The sequence below is a fragment of the Arthrobacter sp. BG3 genome, from assembly GCF_056680185.1.
Genome location: NZ_CM155270.1, coordinates 2,783,248 through 2,802,541, shown reverse-complemented (window position 1 = coordinate 2,802,541; position 19,294 = coordinate 2,783,248). Strand labels below are relative to the sequence as shown.

The following is a 19,294-nucleotide window of genomic DNA, read 5'->3' as shown; positions in this document are numbered from 1 at the left end:
GGCAGTGCAGTGCCCGGCTATTTCTCCACGAGGGTGAGGACGTCGTAGGTGGCTACGATTTCGTCGTTCTGGTTGGTCAGGACGGCGTCCCAGGCCACCTCGCCGTACTCGTCGGTCTCGCGCGGGGTGATCTTCTTGGCGGTCAGGGTGACCCGGATGGAATCGCCCGCGGCCACCGGGGTGACGAAGCGCAGGCTTTCCAGGCCGTAGTTGGCCAGCACGGGGCCCGGTGCGGGCTCGACGAACAGCCCGGCGCCCCAGGCCAGCAGCAGGTAGCCGTGCGCCACGATGCCCGGGAAGAACGGGTTGGCCGCGGCGGCCTCCTGGTTGGTGTGGGCGTAGAAGGTGTCGCCGGTGGAGTTGGCAAACTTCGTGATCTCGTCCAGGGTTACCTCGCGCAGCCCGGAGCGGATCGCGTCACCGATGTGCAGGGTGCTCAGGTGCTTCCGGAACGGGTGCTGGCCTTCGGTCTCGAGCGTGAAGTTGCGGTCGGCGCCGGTGTGCCAGACGCCCGTGACGGCGGTCAGCATGTTCGGTGAGCCCTGGATGGCGGTGCGCTGCATGTGGTGCAGGACGGAGCGGATGCCGCCGAGCTCCTCGCCGCCTCCGGCGCGGCCCGGGCCGCCGTGGACCAGGTGCGGAACCGGCGAACCGTGGCCGGTGGAGCTGCGCGCGTCCTCGCGGTTGAGCATGTGCACCCGGCCGTGGTGGGCAGCGATGCCGGTGACCAGTTCGCGGGCGACGTCGGGGTCGTTGGTGCAGACCGAGGCGACGAGCGAGCCGCCGCCGCGGGCGGCGAGGCGGACGGCGTCGGCCAGGTCCGTGTAGCCGATCACCGAGGAGACCGGACCGAAGGCTTCCAGCGAGTGGACCTCTTCGGCTTCCGGGTCCGCCCAGCTCAGCAGCACGGGCGACATGAACGCGCCGTCCTCAACGACGCCGACCGTGCCGTCCGCGCTGGTGACCTTCGGCGAATCGAGCGTGCCGTATGCGAGTTCGCCGCCGGCGTCGAGCATGGACTGGACGGCGGCACGCACGTCGGCGAGCTGCTCGAGGGAAGCCAGGGCGCCCATGTTGACGCCTTCGGCGCGCGGGTCGCCGAGGACGATGCGTTCCTGGATCCGCTCCCCCACGGCGGTGATGACGTCCTGCACCAGCTCCTGGGGCACGATGGCCCGGCGGATCGAGGTGCACTTCTGGCCGGCCTTGGCGGTCATCTCCGTCACGAGGGACTTGATGAAGGCGTCGAATTCCGGCGTGCCCTTGACGGCGTCCGGGCCCAGGATCGAGGCGTTCAGGGAGTCGGTTTCCGAGGTGAAGCGGACCCCGCCCTTGACCACGTTGACGTGGGACTTAAGTGTGTTGGCGGTGGAGGCGGAGCCGGTGAAGGCCACGATATCGCGGTAGTCCAGGTGGTCCAGGATGGTGCGGACCGAGCCGGAAATCAGCTGCAGCGAACCCTTGGGAAGGATGCCGGATTCGATGATTGCCTTGACCACGGCGGCGGTGACGTAGCCGGTGGGGGTGGCGGGCTTGACGATCGTGGGCACGCCGGCGATGAACGCGGGGGCCAGCTTCTCGAGCATGCCCCACACCGGGAAGTTGAAGGCGTTGATCTGCACGGCGACGCCCGGGATGCGGGTGTAGATGTGCTCGCCGGCGAAGGAACCGTCCTTGGACAGCACCTCCATCGGGCCGTCCACGATCACCTGGGCGTTGGGCAGTTCGCGCCGGCCCTTGGAGCCGAAGGTGAAGAGCACGCCGATGCCGCCGTCGATGTCGACCATCGAGTCGATCTTGGTGGCGCCGGTCTGGGCGGAGAGCGCGTAGAACTCGTCGCGGCGGCCGTTCAGGTACTGCGCCAGCTCCTTGAGTTTGAGCGCACGCTGGTGGAAAGTCAGTTTGCCCAGTTCCGCCTGGCCGGTGGTGCGTCCGTAATCCACGACGGCGGCGAGGTCCAGTCCCTCGGTGCTCACCTTGGCGAGGAGTTCACCGGTGCTGGCGTCCAGGACGGAAGCCGCGCCGGATGCGGAACCGGCGTCGGGGGTCCACCAGGAATCCCGGATGAAGCTGGGAACGATCCCGACAGTGTCTACTGTGGGTTCCGGAGCAGTTGCAGTGGTGGTCATCGTTGACGGGTCCTTCCAACAGGGGCAAGATCAACACGGCCAGCATTACTGACCGTCCGTTCGGTAATATGTCTACAGTACATGAATGAGGCCTGCCGCACACTAGCTGCGGGGGCACTGATCGGCCTGAGCCCTTGGCTTTCCGGCCAAAGAGGAGACGTTATGACCCCTGAGCCCCGGAACGCCGAGCTGTGGAAGATCACCCTCGGCGAACTCGACGAAAAAATGGGCGTGAAGATCATTGAGGAATCCGTGGAGCGCGTGGTGGCGACCATGCCGGTGGAGGGAAACCGGCAGTCGTTCGGCCTGCTGCACGGCGGCGCCTCATTGGCGGTCGGGGAGGCAGTGGGCTCCTGGGCCGCGGTCATCCACGCCAGCACCCTGGGCAAGACGGCCGTCGGCGTGGATGTCTCCGCCACCCACCACAAGTCGGCACGGGAGGGCCTGATCACCATCACGGCGACCCCCATCCATCTCGGCGGTACCGTCACCACCCACGAGGTGCTGATCAACAATGCGGCCGGCGATCGGCTCTGCACGCTGCGGATCACCAACCTGCTGCTGGACCGCAAGGCCTGAGGCACAGCGGGGCCGGGCCGGGCGGGGCCAGAGGGGGCCGGGCGATACCACCGGGTTCGCCTGCCGCCTGAGCAGGCGAAAACACCGGGGTCGCCTGCCGCCTGAGCGGGCGAAAACACCGGGGTCGCCCGAGAGCTTCGGGGACGCCGTAACCATACGGCGACAGCGACGGCTTCCGGCGAACTCGGGCTTTCCGGCGAGCACGCAACCGGGCGACAGCGACGGCTTCCGGCGAACTCGGGCCTTCCGGCGAGCACGCAGCCGGGCGACAGCGGCCTCGAGCGGCTCGCGGTACCCCGACCCATCCCGTCGGTGTAGGGCCGATGGACCCGGAAGGCCCTGTGCCCGGACTGTTAGCTTGGAAGTGCTGATTCGCCCGACATCACTGGGTATAACCGGTCACACCGGAAGGGATCCACCATGCTCTCAGACACCTCACTTCCCGTCATCAAGGCAACGCTGCCCGTCGTCGGCGAGAACATCGAGGAGATCGCCAAGCGCTTCTACAAACACATGTTCGAGGCGCGCCCGGACCTGCTGGATGGCCTCTTCAACCGCGGGAATCAGGCGGACGGGCGCCAGCAGCAGGCCCTCGCCGGCTCCATTGCGGCGTTCGCCGGGCTGCTCGTGGACAACGTGGACCAGATTCCGGACCACCTCCTGTCGCGGGTCGCCCACAAGCACGTCTCCCTGGGGTTGAGCCCGGAGCAGTACCAGGTTGTCCATGACCACCTGATGTGGGCGATCGTGGATGTGCTCGGGGATGCCGTCACGCCCGATGTCGCCGCCGCCTGGGACGAGGTCTACTGGCTGATGGCAAACATGCTCATTAACAAGGAACGTGGGCTTTACAACGCGGTGCACCTCACCCCGGAAACGATCTGGCGGACCTGGCGGGTGGCCGAGAAGGTCCAGGAGACGGACGACGTCGTCCGGTTCGTGGTCGAGCGGATGGACGACCGCGAGGTCAAGCCGTCCCTGCCCGGGCAGTACGTCACGATCAAGATGCCCATGCACGACGGCGTCCACCAGCCCAGGCAATACAGCCTCACGAAGGCCGACGACGGGCAGCACCGGCAGTTCGCGGTGAAGCGGGTCCACGGCCTCGAGACGCCCGACGGCGAGATGTCCAATCTGCTTCACAACGAGATCCAGGTGGGCGACGAGGTGGTGCTCTCGGCGCCCTTCGGCGATGTGGTGCTGGAGTACACGGACCGCCCCCTGGTGCTGGCCAGCGCGGGGATCGGGATCACCCCGATGGCCGGCATGCTCTCGCACCTCGTCAAGTCCGGCTCCCAGCGCCAGGTGATGCTGCTGCATGCCGATGACAGCGAGGCGTCGTTCCCGCTCCGGGGGCAGGTGCGGGAGGATCTGGCTGCGTTGACGGACGGGTCGCTAAAGACGTGGTTCCTCAACCCTCCCGCGGATCCCGCCGCGGGAGGGACTGTTGCCGGCTCCGAGTTCTCCGGCTTTATGGACGTCGGGGCCGTGGAACTCCCCGACGACGCCGAGTACTACCTCTGCGGTCCCCTGCCGTTCCTGAAGTCCGTCCGGAGCGCGCTGGTGGCCGGTGGCGTGCCGGCCAAAGATATCCAGTACGAGGTGTTCGGCCCGGACCTCTGGCTTGCTGACTTCCAGTAGGGGCCGGGGTTAACGGATCGCGCGGCGCCCTGCCCCGGCCCGGTGAACACCGGCCAGCAGGAGACCGCCCAGCAGGACCGCGCCACCGGCGAGACCCGCCGTCGGCAGGAGTGAACCGGCGCCGGTGTCGGCCAAGTCGCCGGCGCCAGTGTCGGGCAGCTGGCCGGAACCGGCCGGAAGCACTGCCGGCTGGGTTGCCGGGGTGTCGGGTGCTGCCGCTGCCGCCGGGGGAACTACGGCCGGCGCGTCAACGCTGAAGGTCACCAGCAGCGGGTCCGAGGCAACGCCGTCGACTGCCTGGGTGGCGGAAAGTGTGTGCTGCCCCGGTGCGAGACCGGCTGGGAACGGCATGCTCCAGACCCCGCGGGCACCGGCCTTTGTTGTGCCGACGGGCCGTCCGTCGATCAGCACGGCAACGTCGGCGCCGCCGATGCCGGTTCCGGAGATTGTTCCGCGAAGCGCTTCCTGGCTGAGGGCGGTGCCGTCCCCGATGCCGGTGACGGCCGGCGCCGCGGGGGCGAGGGCGAAGTTCCGGGTGACGGCGGGGCTGTCCACCTCGCCGGGGGACGTCTGGACGGCGTGGATGGCTAGCCTGCCGGGGGCGGGTGCGTCGGCAAGGATGGTCCAGTGGCCGTCCGGTGCGACGGCTGCGGAGCCGCTGATGTCGCCCGTGAGTTTCACCGTTAGCCCCGGGGTTCCGGTGCCGTCGATGCGGGTGACGGTTTTCAGTGCCGCCCCCTCGGCCGGGGTGGTTACCACCGGCGCGTCCAGTTTGGTCACGCTGACGGTCAAGGCAGCGGCGCCCGAGCGGCTGAATCCGTTCACCGTCTCGGCGGTGAGGGTCAGTTTTCCGGTGGTTTTGGGTGCCGGGAAGGCCCAGTTGCCGGCGGCATCGACAGGCACCTCCGCCGTTTTCTTATCGACGGTGATGCGGACTTTCGAGTTGGCGGCAACGGCCGACGCCGGGGCCGCCGGGACCCGGCCCGTGATGGGTTGCCCGGCCATGAAGGTCAAGTTCTGCGGCGCCACGAGCTCCGGCTTGTTCAGGAACAGCTGGAGTTGCACGGCGTCCGGGATCTTGGTGAGGGAGTCCTCAAGGGTCGTGGCGATGGCAAAGTTCTCGCCGGACGTCTCGCCTGCGGAGTGGGTGCCAACGGCGAAGTTGCCGCTGATCCAGGGTCCGCCGGAGTCTCCGCCGCTGGACTGGACGTTCTTGGAGAGGAATCCGCGGAAGGCACGGACATCCTCCGGGGCTATGCTTCTGCCGCCCACCACGTAAATGCCGGTTTCCTCCACCTGCCCGCAGGACCAGCCCGCGGTCCGACCCGAACGGCACACGTCCTGGCCCTGGAACGGGGCAACCGTGCCGATGATCTTCACGGAGGTGGCGGCGGGGTTCGCGGCGTCGGCCCAGGTGGTCGCTGCTGCCTGGAGGTTGACACCGCCGTTGATTCCCTCGATGACGGCGATGTCGGTGCCCACGTTCCCGGGGTCTCCCGGATCGCCCTTTTCCCATAGGGGGTCCAGGACAGGTGAGTTATTGACTCCCCCGAACTGGCTGAAACCGAATTTGCCGAGCGGCAGGAGGCTGGCCGGCAAGGGCAACGACGCGCCGCCTGCTGTGGAGGAGGCCGGAGGCTCAAGACCGATGACCGTGCCTGTGCCGTCTTCGGCGCAATGCCCGGCCGTCAGCACGACCGGCAGTCCGGCCGAGCTGTAGGCACCGAAACCTGTGGAGCATATGGTCCGCCAGTAGCCTGCATCGATGACGTATCCCTCTCCGCCGTAGACATCCGCTTCGGTCTTAACCGGGGACCCCTGTTCCAGCTGCACGTTGGCGTAGCGGGCCACGAAGTCGGCCGGGGAGATCTTCCCGGACGCCTGGGCGGGGGTAGTGGGAATGGGTGGGGTTGTGGCGGGCGCCGGGGCTGGTGCAGGAGTGGTTGGGGTGGGCGCCGGGGAGGTGGTCGTCGCGGGGACCGGGGCGGTTAGCTGGCCCGGGGCCTGAGCCGGACCGGTTTCAGCCGCATTCGTCCCGCCGGTGCGGATAATGAAGCGGCCGCCGGAGTAGGCCACGGCCTGCAGCCCGGCTGGCCCGACCTCGCGGACATAGGCTTCAAACAGCTGATCTGTGTTCGAGGCCACCAGCTCCGCAGCGGACGGGGCTTTCGAGGCGGCTGCGGAGGCTTCAACAGTCGAAGGAGCCGCCGAAGGAGCCGGCGAAGGAGCCGCTGCGGCAGCAGCGGACGGAGCAGCGGACGCTTGAACTGCCGGCGCGACGAGGTCGAACACAGCAGCGGTTCCGGGCCCGTTCAGTTCATTGACCCGGGCCTGCAGCTCGGCGCCGCTGCCTTCGACGACAATCCTGCCTCCCTGCAGGCGGGTCCCCACATAGCCGGGGAGATCGCGCAGGGAAGGGACGGCGTCGGCGGCGGTCCTGGCCAGCTGGCCTGCGGCGTTGAACTCCTCCAGTGTCATGCCCAGATCGCGCCGGACGGCCTCCGCGAGTCCGGCGTCGCTGATTCCCTGCGTTGCCGGGCCGGGGACTGCCGGGCGGGGATCTGCGGGGGTGGAGACCGCCGGGCTGCTCGCCACCGGACTGGAGACAGTCGGACCAGCGGCAGCCGACGGCGAGGCTGCAGGGGCGGGTTGGGTTCCCCCGGTTTCGGCCAGCGCGGGAACGGCGTAGAACGATCCCGCGAGCGCGACGGCGGCGGCCGCCACCGCCCGCACTGTCAGCTGATATCTGGGAGTCTTCACCCGGGTTACTCTAGCGCCCCAATTTGGCCAGAATGGCAGTCAGCTCCCGGTCCGTTACCCCATTGTGGCGTAAGAAATCCTGAGTCCTCACGCTGCGCACAAACCGCAGCAGGCTTTCCAGCCGCGCTGCGAGCATTGGAGCGAGGATTTCCTCGGGCAGATACCGCTCGTGCGGATGCGGGATCCCCGATGCCCGGTGGTGCTCGTTGATGCCCCGCATGGCGTGCTCGTAGCCCTGGGCAATGGCGTCCTCGCCCTCTCCGGCGAGGTCCTGGAGCATGGCCGCGATCATCCCGCTGCGGTCGCGGCCTGCTGAACAGTGGATCACGACGCCGCCCCGCGCCGCCGCGACGGCACTGAAGACCCGGGCCAGGTTCCCGGGGAAGATCCGGGCATTGTCCGCATATGACGCCGGATCGTTCAGGTAGGGAACACAAAGCTCGCGGAATTCGCTGTTGCCGGGATCCTCGGTGGGGGCATGCACGACGTCGAACGTCGCCAGAGTCTCGGGGCTCACCTGTGGATCAGTGTCGCGGCGGCGGATCTCGTCCGGGTTGCGGAGGTCAATCACCGTGCGGATGCCGCCGTCGTACGCCTGATGCCACCCGGCGTCAGTGAGCCACTCGCGGCGTCCCATCCGGAACACGCTGCCGGCGACGTGCCAGGCGTTGACCGCCCCGTCCCAGTCCGCGGCCGCGCGCACGGCCGCCGCTCCGGGCACGGCCGTCCCCTGGGTTTGGCCGCCGGGCGTGGCAGGAATCGTCATCCTGAAAGCTAAGCACACGCACCGGCGCCGACCCACGGGCCGGATTCAGGAAAGTTCTCCACAACGGGACCATTGGCATGGTGCGGGGTGTATGCGTCCACGTAAGGTGACGGTGAACCCGGTAGCCGCCGGGCTCTTTTCAGCTCGCCTGCCGGGACTGACACCACCTCGCGGCGCGGAGGGCTGAACCTACGTGCTACTGAGGGGAACACCATGGGAATCTTGAATCTTCGACGCCGGCGAACGGCTCTAGCGGCCGGTCTCGCCACTCTGGCGATGGCAGCCGGCTTGGCGGCGGTCCCGGCGCAGGCCGTCGACAAGACTTCGTACATCGCGCTCGGTGACTCGTACGCCGCCGGGCAGGGGGCGGGACCGTACCAGGACAATATTTGTTACCGCAGTGACAACACCTACTCCGAACTCGCCGCTGACGACAAAGCCATCAAGCTCGTCACGAACGCGGCCTGCAGCGGCAAAACGACCGAGGACGTCGTGAACACCCAGCTGCGCCAGCTGAACAAGAGCACGGAACTGGTGACCATCACCGCCGGCGGCAACAACCTCAAGGTTGGGGATATCTTCACTTACTGCGGCGCTGCCATGGTCGATCCCACCGCCGCCCCACTGTGTGACACTGCCAGCAACTTCGCGGCGGGCAAGATCGCCAGCGGAGAACTCGCCGGCGAGGTGGCCGCGATGGTTCAGAGTGTGAAGGCTGCCGCGCCAAACGCCAAGATTGTGGTGACCGGCTACCCCTACCTCTACGATCCGGTCCCCGCCGGCCAGACCGATCCGATGTCCGTCTTCATCTACAAAGCCACTCTCCTGGCTGATGGCCTGAACGCGTCCATCGCCGCCGGGGCCGCGGGGGCGACGTACGTCGACGTCAGGGCCGCTTTCTCCGGCCACGGTATCAACTCGGCAAATCCGTGGATCAACCTCGACCTTGCCAACCTGGGCAGCCCCGATAATTTCCACCCGAACGCTGCGGGCTACGAGGCGTACTTCGCATCACTGAACGGCGCCAGCGCCTATTCGGCTCCCTAGCGCCGCTTGGCCAGCCTGTACTCCAGGGCATTGCGGACCATCGGCCACTCGTGTTCCAGGATGGAATACACCACGGTGTCCCGCAGCGAGCCGTCAACGCTGCGGGTGTGGCTGCGGAGCACGCCGTCCTGTTTGGCACCCAGCCGCGCGATCGCCTCGCGCGACTGGTGGTTGAGCCAGTGCGTCCGGAACTCGACGGCGGGGCAGCCCAGCGTTTCGAAGGCGTGGCGCAGCAGCAGCAACTTGGAGTCCGGGTTGCTGCCGCTGCCGTGTGCGGACGCCGCGTTCCAAGTGGAGCCGATCTCCACCCGGGGCGTGGCGGCGTCGATGTTCATGTAGGTGGTCATGCCGATCACCCGGCCCGGTCCGCCGGTGGCGGGATCAATCAGCCGCGTGGTGAAGGGCAGCATCGAGCCGCTCTCCTGCAGGGCCAAGCGCCGTTCGATCTCGGCAGCCATCTGTTCCGGGGCGGGCACACTGGTGTACCAGAGGTCCCAGAGTTCGCCGTCCCGGGCCGCCTCGACGAGACCGTCGTGGTGGTCCGGGCTCAGCGGCTCAAGGACGACGTACTTGCCGGTCAGGGTGATGGGGGCGATCGCGGGCAGCTCCGGGGAAGTCACCGCACCATCCTAGAGGCAGGGCCGGCCCAGGGGCAGGGCGGGCGGGGGCCGGGCGGGCGGGGGCCGGTCACCCGGTCCTGTCACTTGCTCCAGTCGAAGAAGCCTTTGCCGGATTTGCGCCCGAGTTCGCCGCGGGCCACCTTGTCGCGCAGGATCTGGGGCGGAGCGAAGCGCTCGCCCAGCGTGGACTCAAGGTATTCGGCGATGCCGAGGCGCACGTCCAGCCCCACGATGTCCGTGGTCCGCAAGGGTCCGGTGGGGTGCTTGTAGCCGAGGACCATGGCGTTGTCGATGTCCTCGGCGGACGCCACGCCCTCTTCCACCATGCGCATCGCTTCGAGGGCAATCGCGACCCCCAGGCGTGAGGAGGCGAAGCCGGGGGCGTCATTGACGACGACGGCGGTCTTGCCCAGCGCGTCGACCCAGCCGCGGGCCGCCTGGGCAAGCTGCTCGGAGGTGTGCTCGCCGAGGACGACCTCGATCAGGGTGGAGGCCGGCACCGGGTTGAAGAAGTGCAGGCCCAGAAAGTTCTGCGGGCGCGCCAGCTCGCGGGCCAGCGCGTTGACCGAGATGGACGAGGTGTTCGAGGCGAGGTACGCGCCGTCGTCGAGGCGTTCCTCGATCCCGCGCAGCGAGGCGACTTTCAGGTCCCAGTCCTCGGGGACGGCCTCAATGACCAGCTGGCGGTCCTTGAAGTCGTCATAGTCGACCGTGACCGAGAGCCGGGAGACCATCTCGTCCAGGTTGCCGTCCGTGGCGCCGCGCTCGATGCTCTTGGCCGCCGCGGACTCCACCCGTTCGCGGGCCGCCTCGGCTGATTCGTCGTCGCGCTCGACGACGAGGACGTTGGCGCCGTTGATCAGGAAGGCGTGCGCGATGCCGGCCCCCATCCGGCCGCCGCCGAGCACTCCGACGTTGTCGGGGAGGTTCGCGGGGAGTACGGAGTTGCTCATCTTCAGTTCTTCTTCCGGTCTGGATCCTGCTCGGACTTCTTGGCTGACTTCTTGTCGAGGAAAGCCTGCATGCGGTCGAACTTGGCCTGGGATTCAAAAAGGATTCCCTGCGCCAGCTGGTCAATCAGCGGGTGGGCCTCGGCGGGGGCGTGGAACACCGACTTGGTGATCCGGACCGCGAGCGGATCCTGTCCGGCGATCCTGTCGGCCAGGGCGTGGGCCGCCGCCATCAGCTCGGGTGCCTCGTGGATCTCGGTGATGAGGTTGACGGCGAGGGCCCGCTCGGCGCGCAGCACGGCGCCTGCCAGCAGGATTTCCTTGGCCACCGGCTCCCCCACGAGCTCTTTCAGCCGCCAGCTCGCACCGGCCGCGGCGAGGATGCCCAGTCCCGTTTCCGGGTTACCGATCCGCACCGAGGGTGTGCCGATCCGGAAGTCCGCGGCGTAGGCGAGCTCCGCGCCGCCGCCCAGGCAGAAGCCGTCCAAGGCCGCGATGACCGGCATCGGCAGCTTGGCGATCCGCACAAAAATGGTGGAGTTGATCCCCTGCAGGGCATCGTCGCGGCGGCGTTCGCGCAGCTGCCCGATGTCCGCGCCGGAGGCGAAGACGCCCTCGGTGCCGGCGATGATCAGCACCTTCGGGGTCTGCTCCAGCGCGGCGCAGACGGCGTGCAGCTCCTCGACCATCTGCTGGTCGATCGCGTTGCGGACCTCGGGCCGGTTCAGGAGCACCACCAGCCGGTCCTCGCGCTCCTCGATCAGCAGGGTGCTGAAATCTTGCGGGTCCAGACCCGTCGCGGCGGCCGCCATTAGACGCGCTCCAGCAGCATCGCGGTGCCCTGGCCCACGCCAATGCACATGGTGGCGAGGCCGATCCGGGCGTCCTCGCGCTCCATCCGGCCCAGCAGGGTGATCGCGAGCCGTGAGCCGGACGAGCCCAGCGGGTGCCCCAGGGAGATCGCGCCGCCGTCGCGGTTCACGATCTCGGGGTCCAGGCCGAGCCGGCGCATGGTGGCCAGCGACTGGGTGGCGAAGGCTTCGTTGAGTTCGACGGCGCCGAGGTCCCCGACGCTCAGACCGGTCCGGGCGAGCACCTTCTGGGTCGCCGGAACCGGGCCGATGCCCATGATTTCCGGTTCGCAGCCGGCGGAGGCGCCGTCGATGATCCGGGCGCGCGGGGTGAGGCCGAGGCGTTCGATGGCGGCCTCGGACGCGACGATGATGGCGGAGGCGCCGTCGTTGAGGGTGGAGGAGTTGCCGGCCGTGACCACCGAGCCGCCGGCGACGACGGGCCGCAGGGCAGCAAGGACGTCCATGGTGGTGCCGGCACGCGGGCCCTCGTCGGTGTCGACGACGGTTTCGCCCTTGCGGGTCTTGACCGTGACCGGGACGATCTCGTCGGCGAAGCGGCCGGCGGCGATGGCCGCGAGGGAGCGTTCATGGGAGCGGACGGCGAAGGCGTCGGCGTCCTCGCGGGTGATCCCGTCCACGCGGGCGACTTCCTCGGCCGTTTCCGGCATGGAGTACGTCATCTTCCCGCCGCGGGAGAGCTCACCCTTCTGGAAGAGCGGGTTCGCGAAGCGCCAGCCAATGGAGGTGTCGAAGATCTGCCCCGGCTTGGCGAACGCCGTCGTCGGCTTCTCCTGGACCCAGGGGGCGCGGCTCATGGATTCCACGCCGCCGGCAATCACGATGTCCGCGGCGCCGGACTTAATCATGTGGCTGGCCATGATGATGGCGCTCAGGCCGGACGCGCAAAGCCGGTTCACGGTGATGCCCGGGATGTGCAGCGGCAGGCCGGCCAGGATGGTGGCCATCCGGGCGACGTTGCGGTTTTCCTCGCCGGCGCCGTTGGCGTTGCCCAGGATGACCTCGTCGATGCTGTCGGGGTCCAGCCCGGCACGGGCCACAGCCTCGCGGACCACCAGGGCGGCCAGGTCATCGGGGCGGACCGCGGAGAGTGCCCCGCCGTAGCGGCCCACGGCAGTGCGGGCGCCGCCTACGAGAAATGCCTGTGGTCCTGCTGCTGCTGATGCCATGGGTACACCCTTCACGCGATAAACGTCTCTGTCATCGAATCTGTCATCGAAAGAACTCTCATCGGCGCCGGCGTCTGCGTTCGACCCGCTGGCGCGCCAATTTACTGACCGTTCGTTCTATAAAGATTACACGGCGGGGCAAGGGGGTCAACCGAATCCCCGCCGGATTACGCGACGACGACGCCGAGGTGGCTTGCCATCAGCGGGGCCAGCAGCCCGAGCTGGTAGTCGTCAATAACGAGGCCGGCGAGGCTTTCCAGTCCGCTGATGGCTCGGAAGTCGGTGCCGCGGATGTCAAAGTCCTTGAACCGGGCGCCGGCGACGTCGAGGGTGCCGATGGTGCAGTTCTTCAGCGCCACCCGGGTCGCCGCGCAGGACCCGAGATCCAGTTCATTGATGATGCAGTCGCTGATCTGCACGTCCGTGAGCTTGGAACCGCGCAGGTTCACGTAGTCGAGCTTGCCGCCGTCGATCCGCACCGACTGCCAGCCGCTTTCGTAGAGCTCCGCGGAACCCCAGCGGGGGTTGCCGATCTCGACGTCGCGCAGGATGCTGCGGGGCGCCGTGAACACGGGCGCGTACACCTCGGCCAAGATGCAGTCCCGGAAGGAGGCGCCGCGCAGCTGGGTCTCGTTGAAGGACACGCCCTGGAATTCACATTCGGCGAAGTCGGTGCCGCCCAGGTCGAGCCCGTCGGCTGATGCCCTGCTGTACCGGACGCCGTCGTACCGTTCCCCGGACTGGAAATCCGGGGACGGGTCGTCGGTGAGCTCCGCCAGCCGGACGGGGCTGAGCCGCGGCGGGGAAACCTTGGGTGCTTTGCGGGTTTTGGGCGAGTTGGCCGCCCCGGTGCCCTGCGCCATCAGAGCGACTCGGCTTTGGCCGCGATTTCAGCCAGGTCCTTGGCGAGGGCCTTGCGGGTAATGAGCATGCCCAGTTTGCCGAAGAGCGCAAGCGCCAGCCTGCTCATCCGGGAGGGGCTGGCCATCTCGGCGCCAAAAGTCAGCGTGAGGTCCGTGCCGCCGTCGCGGTCGGCCAGCGTGAAGCGGGTGGTGTAGTCCGTGCTGCCCTGGCGCGCCTTCACTGTGGTGCTCCGCGGCGGGTCGGCCTGGGCCACCCACATCTCCACGGTCTCCGACCGGCCCATCATTTTGCGGGTTTCCTTCCAGCGCGTGCCCTCGCCGTACGGGCCCTCGCTCAGCATCTGGATCGAATTGATGCCGGACAAAGTGGCGGCCGAACCGGGGATGTCGGAGACCACCGCCCACACCTTGTCCGCCGGGGCATTGACGTGCTGGGTCAGGCTGGTTGTGTGATCCATGGGATCGAGCCTAGCCCGGCTTCGCTGCGGATTTCACCCCTCCGGCGCCGGAATCCCGCTTCGTCTCCACGCGATTCCCGCCGGATTTCCACGTCAGTTCCGACCTGAACACGAATCCCCCTTGATTTAGTAAGCATGCTTTGTGTTATGGTGGATAGACATTGAATTTCAACCGGAAACGAAAGGTGGTTCACACCATGGGTATCGGAGACAAGATTCAGAACGAAGCGGAGCACCTGGGCGGCAAGGCCAAGGAAGCCACCGGTAACGCGACGAACAATGACCAGCTGCGCGCCGAGGGCCAGAAGGACCAGGTCGTAGCCGACGCAAAGAAGGTCGGCGAAAACGTCAAGGACGCAGTCAAGAAGGACTAGTCCTTCAGTATTAAAGCGGCGTCGGACTTTCCTTTGGGGGATGGCCGACGCCGCTTTTTTGTGCCCGGATTGGTGGCATCGAGGCACCCCAGTTTGTAGGCGCCCGGGAGCGTCGCTTCTCCACAAGTGGCCGCTAAACCACGCCGGACAGCTGCCCGGCCCACCCATTCACCACAAATGGCCGCTAAACCGACCCGAATAGCGGCCATCCTCGTCCAACGGATGCGACCCCGGCCTGACCAACGCCCTGCGGGGAGCCCGGAGATGCCCATCCACCACAAATGGCCGCTAAACCAGCCCACACAGCGGCCCAGCCCCACCGATTCACCACAAATGGCCGCTAAACCGACCCGAATAGCGGCCATCCTCGTCCAACGGATGCGAGGTTAGGCGCCGGAGCGGATCCTCCCCCGGAGGGAAGCCCGTCCCCCGCGGCCAGCCCGTCCCCGGCGGCCAGCCCGACGCAGCCCCATGTGGCCCCACGCACGCGCCGCCGGGAACATCGCGGCGGGCCGCCCCTTGTGGCCGCCGCATTTGTGAGACTCTCGGGTAACACCAGCCCCCGAAGAAAGGTCCGCTCCATGGCGATCATCGACCTCAGTGCGGCCGCCCCCGGATCCCCGAGCCTGCGCGGCTACCTGGCGGAGCCGGAAGGAACGGGCCCGTTTCCCGCCGTCCTGATGATCCATGAGGCGTTCGGCCTCAACGACATCTCGCGGCGCCAGGCGGACCGGCTGGCAGCGGCCGGGTATCTGACGCTGGCTGTGGACCTGTTCAGCGACGGCGGAGCGCGCCGCTGCCTGGTCTCCACCATGCGGTCGCTCTCGTCCGGCTCCGGCAAGGCCTTCACGGATCTGGCCGTCGCACGGGAGTGGCTGAAGCAGTCGGGGCGCACCAACGGCAAGATTGGCGTCATTGGTTTTTGCATGGGCGGCGGCTTCGCCCTGCTGGTCGCCAGGGACGGCTTCGATGCGGCGGCCGTGAATTACGGCAGGCTGCCCAAGGACCCGGAGGAAGCCCTGCGGGGAGCATGTCCCGTGGTGGGCAACTTCGGCAAGGCGGACCGCACCCTGCCCGGGGCCGCGGCGAAACTCGCAGCCACGCTGGACACCCTGGGTATCGAGAACGACATCAAGGAGTTCGTTGGTGCCGGCCACGGCTTCATGAACGACGCCGAGGTGGGACCGCGTCCACTCCGGCCGCTCTTCCGCGTTATGGGCATCAAGCCGGACCCGGAAGCGGCGGCGGAAGCCTGGCAGCGGATCGAAGCCCACTTCGCCGCGCACCTTATGCCGGGCCTGTAGCTCACGGGCAGACAAAAAGGGGAGCGCCTCGGCTCTCCCCTTTTTGTCTTGACGCCGCGCCGACGGTGACCGTCGCCGTCGTCGTACTTCTGTAAAAGCCCTAGTTGAAGAGTGCGTTCGTCGGCTCGTTGTTCTTGACCTTCTGCCAGCCAAGCCACAGCAGGAGCGCGAAGAACGGGATGGTCGCCAGGGTCCAAAGGCCAAGCTGGAAGACCTCGCCGGTCTTGCTGGTCATGGTGTCGAAACCGATCAGCACGGTGATGACGAACAGGGAAATCAGGCCGGCCCAGCTGGTCCAGACGCCGCCCGGTGCGGGCAGCGAGGAGACCTTGCCCTTGGTCTTGCGCAGCGCGATCTGGCTGGCGAAGATGGCGCCCCAGGTGAAGATCACGCCGATTGATGCGGAGTTCAGCGCGAGGTCGAAGGCGTGCGAGCCACCGAGCCAGATGTTGAGCAGGATGCCGACGAGGTAGACGGCGCCGATGGCCAGGATGGCGGCGTACGGCACGTGCGTTTTGGACATCTTGGTCAGCCAGTGCGGGGCATGTCCATTGTTGGCCATAGTGCGGAAGACCCGGCCGATCGAGTACAGGCCCGAGTTGCAGGAGGACAGCGCGGCGGTGATGACGATCATGTTCATGACATCGCCCATCCAGCCGAGGCCCATCTGCCCGAACACGGTGACGAACGGGGAGGTGCCGGCCACGTACTGGTCGGAGGGAAGCAGCATGGCCAGGAGGGTGACGGAACCGACGTAGAAGACCACGATGCGGAAGACGACGGCGCGGATGGCCTTGGGAACTTCCTTGGCCGGGTCCTGCATTTCACCGGCGGTGATGCCGACGAGCTCGATGCCGTTGTAGGCGAAGATCACGGCGTTCAGGACCAGGATCATGACCAGGCCGCCCTTGGGGAACATTCCGCCGTCGGCTGCAAAGAGGTTGCTGACCGACGCGTGGCCGGAGCCCACCTGGGCGTTGGTGACCACCATGAAGGTGCCCACGGCCAGGAAGATCAGGATGGCGCCGACCTTGAGGACGGAGGCCCAGAACTCGAATTCGCCGAACGCCTTGACGCTCAGGAGGTTGACGCCCACCAGCAGCAGCAGTGCCGCGATGGCCGAGAGTTCCACCGGCACGTTGGGGAAGAAGAACTGGAAGTAGAGTCCGATCGCGATGAGCTCGGCAATGCCGGTCATGGCCCAGTTGATGAAGTACATCCAGCCGGACAGGTACGCGCCCTTCTTACCAAACATTTCGCCGGCGTAGCTGACGAAGGAGCCCGACGTCTGGCGGTACATGATGAGCTCGCCCAGGGCGCGCATCAGCAGGTAGGCGATGACGCCGGCCAGGGCATAGGAGAAAATCAGGGCGGGGCCCGTGGAGGCCAGCCGCCCGCCGGCACCCATGAACAGGCCGACGCCGATGGCGCCGCCCATTGCGATCATGGTGACCTGGCGACCGCTCAGGGACTTCTGGTAGCCCTCGGCGCTGAGAGTTGAGTCGACGACGGCGGGTGGCGCCGTCGGGCTCTTAAGTTCTGTGGGGGTGTTTGATGGCACAGCTGATTCCTTGTAGGTCGAGGTATGGCCGGGAAGGGACCGTGGATTCAAGTACACAAAATTCGGGCCTGGACCCCTCGCGGGGACCAAGCAATGTACCGAACCTCACAAGCGTCGAAGTTCGCGCGGCTCATCCATCGTACTAGCATTCGGGGCCCGGCCGTGACGCGGGCAACACCAGCGGGGCGTTCTCACTAATTATCGGCGCCCGCTGGGCTCTAGTGCCGAATAATCTTCGAAATGGGCCCGTTAAATGCCGGCGGGTCCGTCAGTTAGGCCAGGGCGCCGTCGCGCATCCCGTACCTGAGCCAGTTCCCGGCACCGGCCCCTGTGCCGTGGCCGGCGCGGTTGCCGGTGCTGTCACGGGCGCAGTTGCTGAACCACTCCCCCAGCGCGCGGTCGTGGCTGACCATCACCAGTGTCCCGGCGAAGTCCGAGAGGGCCGCTTCGAGCTGTTCCACCAGCACGGGCGCCAGATGGTTGGTGGGCTCATCGACGAGCATCGTCCCGAACCCGCCCAGCAGCAGCCGGGCCAGCGCCAGCCGGCGCTGCTGCCCTGCGGACAGGCTGCCCACCGGGACGTGGAATTCGCTGGTCCGGAACAGCCCGAGCCGCAGCAGCGCCTCGGCGTGCTCATCGATGTTGCCGCCCAGGCCCGCGGCGAATGCGGGCAGGAGACGCAGCCCCGGGCGCTGCGGGAGCTCCAGCTCCTGCTGCAGGTACCCGATCCGGCCGTGCCGCACCACCGTGCCCTGGGCCGGTTCCAGCGTGCCCGCGAGGACGGAGAGCAGCGTGGACTTGCCTGCCCCGTTGGGACCGGTGATGAGGATCTTCTGGCCCGCCTCCACCCGGAAGTCCGTCGGTTCCAGCCGGCCCGGCACGGTCACTCCCCGCGCTTCAAGGGCGGGGCCCGCGGCAACGTCGGCCCGCAGATCCGTGGCCAGCTTCAGGGGCACCGGCGGACGGTCGATGGGGTTTTCCTCCAGCCTGCGGAGACGCTCCTGGGCGTTGCGGACCTTGCTGGTGGCCGCCTTCTGCCACGTGCCGGCTTTGAAGTCGAACCCCATCTTGTCGTTGTCGCGCTGGCGGGCGTAGCCCATCTTCCCCGCGACGGTATCCGCCTGGAGCCGCTCGGCCGCCATCGCATCAAGCCACCCGTGGTACTGCTGCGCCCAGCGCTCGCGTTCGGCCGCCTTCTCCCGCAGATAGCCTTCATAGCCGTTGCCGTAGCGGTTGACCGTGAGGCGTTCGGCATCCACTTCAATCACGGTTGAGGCCACTTTGCGCAGCAGGACGCGGTCATGCGAGACCACCACCACGGTTCCGCGGTGCGCGGCCAGCCGCGCCTCCAGCCAGGCCGTGCCGCTGGCGTCCAGGTGGTTGGTGGGTTCGTCCAGGAGGAGGATATCCGCGGGGTCGGCCAGCACGCAGGCCAGCGCCACCCGTTCCTGTTCCCCGCCGGAGAGCGAGCCCAGGGTCCTCATCCGGTCCAGTCCGCCCAGGCCAAGCCGGTCCAGCGCCGCCTCCACCCGGGATTCCGCGGCATAGCCTTCCCGGAGCTGGTACTGCGTCTGCAGGTTCCCGTAACGCTCCAGTTCGTCCGCTTCCGCGCCGGCCAGCCCGTCTTCCAGGCGGTCCATCTCGACCTCCATGGCGCGGAGCGATTCGAGCGCGGCGTCGATCGCGCTGCTCACAGTGAACGCGGCCGGCAGGCCGAGGGTCTGGGCAAGATACCCGACGCGGCCCTGGCTGACGGCACTCCCCTCGTCAGGGGCCTCGAGCCCGGCCAGGATCCGGAGCAGCGTGGATTTCCCCGCGCCGTTTTCGCCGACGATCGCCACGTGTTCACCGGCTGTGATGGCAATTTCGACGCCGGCAAACAGCTGGCGGTCCCCGCAACCATGGGATACGCCCGAAAGGCGGAGATGTTCGCTCAAGGAGTCCTCGCAAGTAAGTGCCAGCCGGCCCGGCGGCGGTGTGCGTCGGCGTCGCGCGTCGGGGTCGTGCGTCGTGCCCCGTGCGGCGGCGGTGTGCGTCGTCCAGTATGACACCGTCGGCTGTTCGTGGGGTACTGGGGCTCCTGCCGGCCCCGGGCCGGGGGCCCGGGCCGACCCCCGGCGGCGAGCGCCGCCGTCGTCGACCGTGGCCGTTCGGCGGCGAGCGCCGCCGTCGTCGACCGTGGCCGTTCGGCGCCACCACCG

General features: G+C 67.8%; 16 protein-coding genes. 5 read left to right on the top strand and 11 right to left on the bottom strand.

Annotation, left to right across the window (positions count from 1 at the left end; all coding sequences use genetic code 11):
* Positions 1-17: 17 nt before the first annotated feature.
* On the bottom strand, positions 18-2,129 hold the full coding sequence (gene paaZ / locus AC1MFL_RS12585; protein ID WP_479810163.1) for a phenylacetic acid degradation bifunctional protein PaaZ: 2,112 nt from the start codon (positions 2,127-2,129) through the stop codon (positions 18-20).
* A 162-nt stretch (positions 2,130-2,291) separates the two neighbouring features.
* Here paaZ and AC1MFL_RS12580 point away from each other — a divergent pair, with 162 nt between their 5' ends.
* Together AC1MFL_RS12580 and AC1MFL_RS12575 are read left to right on the top strand one after the other, a co-directional pair.
* Positions 2,292-2,708 (top strand): PaaI family thioesterase, encoded by a 417-nt coding sequence (locus AC1MFL_RS12580; RefSeq protein ID WP_479810161.1) that lies wholly within the window; start codon positions 2,292-2,294, stop codon positions 2,706-2,708.
* Positions 2,709-3,128: 420 nt separating this feature from the next.
* Positions 3,129-4,349 (top strand): globin domain-containing protein, encoded by a 1,221-nt coding sequence (locus AC1MFL_RS12575; protein ID WP_479810159.1) that lies wholly within the window; start codon positions 3,129-3,131, stop codon positions 4,347-4,349.
* A gap of 9 nt (positions 4,350-4,358) precedes the next feature.
* Here AC1MFL_RS12575 and AC1MFL_RS12570 read toward each other — a convergent pair whose 3' ends face one another.
* A complete protein-coding gene (locus tag AC1MFL_RS12570) occupies positions 4,359-7,109 on the bottom strand; it encodes a S1 family peptidase (protein ID WP_479810157.1) in 2,751 nt (916 codons plus the stop codon).
* Between the two features lie 10 nt (positions 7,110-7,119).
* Positions 7,120-7,875, bottom strand: a complete 756-nt coding sequence (locus tag AC1MFL_RS12565) for a tyrosine-protein phosphatase (RefSeq protein WP_479810156.1) — start codon at positions 7,873-7,875, stop codon at positions 7,120-7,122.
* A gap of 213 nt (positions 7,876-8,088) precedes the next feature.
* On the opposite strand from AC1MFL_RS12565, the gene AC1MFL_RS12560 reads away from it, so the two are divergent.
* Positions 8,089-8,922 carry an SGNH/GDSL hydrolase family protein gene (locus AC1MFL_RS12560; RefSeq protein WP_479810154.1) on the top strand — a complete coding sequence of 278 codons (834 nt, stop codon included), beginning with the start codon at positions 8,089-8,091 and terminating at the stop codon, positions 8,920-8,922.
* Here AC1MFL_RS12560 and AC1MFL_RS12555 read toward each other — a convergent pair.
* The 6 genes from AC1MFL_RS12555 to AC1MFL_RS12530 all read right to left on the bottom strand — a co-directional run bounded on the left by AC1MFL_RS12555 (position 8,919) and on the right by AC1MFL_RS12530 (position 13,854).
* Complete coding sequence (locus AC1MFL_RS12555; protein ID WP_479815452.1) at positions 8,919-9,527, bottom strand: GNAT family N-acetyltransferase; 609 nt, start codon at positions 9,525-9,527, stop codon at positions 8,919-8,921. The two genes, AC1MFL_RS12560 and AC1MFL_RS12555, sit on opposite strands and share 4 nt — an antisense overlap.
* Positions 9,528-9,622: 95 nt before the next feature.
* Positions 9,623-10,495, bottom strand: a complete 873-nt coding sequence (locus AC1MFL_RS12550; protein ID WP_479810152.1) for a 3-hydroxyacyl-CoA dehydrogenase family protein — start codon at positions 10,493-10,495, stop codon at positions 9,623-9,625.
* Positions 10,496-10,497: 2 nt separating this feature from the next.
* The gene (locus tag AC1MFL_RS12545) at positions 10,498-11,304 is read right to left on the bottom strand and encodes an enoyl-CoA hydratase/isomerase family protein (protein WP_479810150.1); all 807 of its coding nucleotides are present in this window, start codon (positions 11,302-11,304) and stop codon (positions 10,498-10,500) included.
* Entirely contained in the window at positions 11,304-12,533 is a 1,230-nt protein-coding gene (locus tag AC1MFL_RS12540; RefSeq protein WP_479810148.1) for a thiolase family protein, read from the bottom strand. Before AC1MFL_RS12540 ends, AC1MFL_RS12545 begins: the two co-directional genes overlap by 1 nt.
* Before the next feature lie 167 nt (positions 12,534-12,700).
* Complete coding sequence (locus tag AC1MFL_RS12535) at positions 12,701-13,396, bottom strand: pentapeptide repeat-containing protein (RefSeq protein ID WP_479810146.1); 696 nt, start codon at positions 13,394-13,396, stop codon at positions 12,701-12,703.
* A complete protein-coding gene (locus tag AC1MFL_RS12530) occupies positions 13,396-13,854 on the bottom strand; it encodes an SRPBCC family protein (RefSeq protein ID WP_479810144.1) in 459 nt (152 codons plus the stop codon). The genes AC1MFL_RS12535 and AC1MFL_RS12530 overlap by 1 nt, the downstream gene beginning before the upstream one ends.
* Before the next feature lie 197 nt (positions 13,855-14,051).
* Between AC1MFL_RS12530 and AC1MFL_RS12525 the strand changes: the two genes are divergently transcribed.
* Both AC1MFL_RS12525 and AC1MFL_RS12520 read left to right on the top strand, forming a co-directional pair.
* Positions 14,052-14,228: a CsbD family protein gene (locus AC1MFL_RS12525; protein ID WP_479810142.1), complete on the top strand. Its 177-nt coding sequence runs from the start codon at positions 14,052-14,054 to the stop codon at positions 14,226-14,228.
* A gap of 581 nt (positions 14,229-14,809) precedes the next feature.
* Positions 14,810-15,532 (top strand): dienelactone hydrolase family protein, encoded by a 723-nt coding sequence (locus tag AC1MFL_RS12520; RefSeq protein ID WP_479810141.1) that lies wholly within the window; start codon positions 14,810-14,812, stop codon positions 15,530-15,532.
* A 100-nt stretch (positions 15,533-15,632) separates the two neighbouring features.
* Here the strand turns inward: AC1MFL_RS12520 and AC1MFL_RS12515 are convergent, their stop codons facing one another.
* Positions 15,633-17,093: an amino acid permease gene (locus AC1MFL_RS12515; RefSeq protein ID WP_479810139.1), complete on the bottom strand. Its 1,461-nt coding sequence runs from the start codon at positions 17,091-17,093 to the stop codon at positions 15,633-15,635.
* Between the two features lie 272 nt (positions 17,094-17,365).
* Positions 17,366-19,030, bottom strand: a complete 1,665-nt coding sequence (locus AC1MFL_RS12510; RefSeq protein WP_479810138.1) for an ABC-F family ATP-binding cassette domain-containing protein — start codon at positions 19,028-19,030, stop codon at positions 17,366-17,368.
* Positions 19,031-19,294: the final 264 nt, after the last annotated feature.

Excerpts from the sequence above, each read along its gene's own strand:
- paaZ (WP_479810163.1), bottom strand. The coding sequence starts at position 2,129 with ATGACCACCACTGCAACTGCTCCGGAACCCACAGTAGACACTGTCGGG.
- AC1MFL_RS12580 (WP_479810161.1), top strand. The coding sequence starts at position 2,292 with ATGACCCCTGAGCCCCGGAACGCCGAGCTGTGGAAGATCACCCTCGGC.
- AC1MFL_RS12575 (WP_479810159.1), top strand. The coding sequence starts at position 3,129 with ATGCTCTCAGACACCTCACTTCCCGTCATCAAGGCAACGCTGCCCGTC.
- AC1MFL_RS12565 (WP_479810156.1), bottom strand. The coding sequence starts at position 7,875 with ATGACGATTCCTGCCACGCCCGGCGGCCAAACCCAGGGGACGGCCGTG.
- AC1MFL_RS12560 (WP_479810154.1), top strand. The coding sequence starts at position 8,089 with ATGGGAATCTTGAATCTTCGACGCCGGCGAACGGCTCTAGCGGCCGGT.
- AC1MFL_RS12550 (WP_479810152.1), bottom strand. The coding sequence starts at position 10,495 with ATGAGCAACTCCGTACTCCCCGCGAACCTCCCCGACAACGTCGGAGTG.
- AC1MFL_RS12545 (WP_479810150.1), bottom strand. The coding sequence starts at position 11,304 with ATGGCGGCCGCCGCGACGGGTCTGGACCCGCAAGATTTCAGCACCCTG.
- AC1MFL_RS12540 (WP_479810148.1), bottom strand. The coding sequence starts at position 12,533 with ATGGCATCAGCAGCAGCAGGACCACAGGCATTTCTCGTAGGCGGCGCC.
- AC1MFL_RS12535 (WP_479810146.1), bottom strand. The coding sequence starts at position 13,396 with ATGGCGCAGGGCACCGGGGCGGCCAACTCGCCCAAAACCCGCAAAGCA.
- AC1MFL_RS12530 (WP_479810144.1), bottom strand. The coding sequence starts at position 13,854 with ATGGATCACACAACCAGCCTGACCCAGCACGTCAATGCCCCGGCGGAC.
- AC1MFL_RS12525 (WP_479810142.1), top strand. The coding sequence starts at position 14,052 with ATGGGTATCGGAGACAAGATTCAGAACGAAGCGGAGCACCTGGGCGGC.
- AC1MFL_RS12520 (WP_479810141.1), top strand. The coding sequence starts at position 14,810 with ATGGCGATCATCGACCTCAGTGCGGCCGCCCCCGGATCCCCGAGCCTG.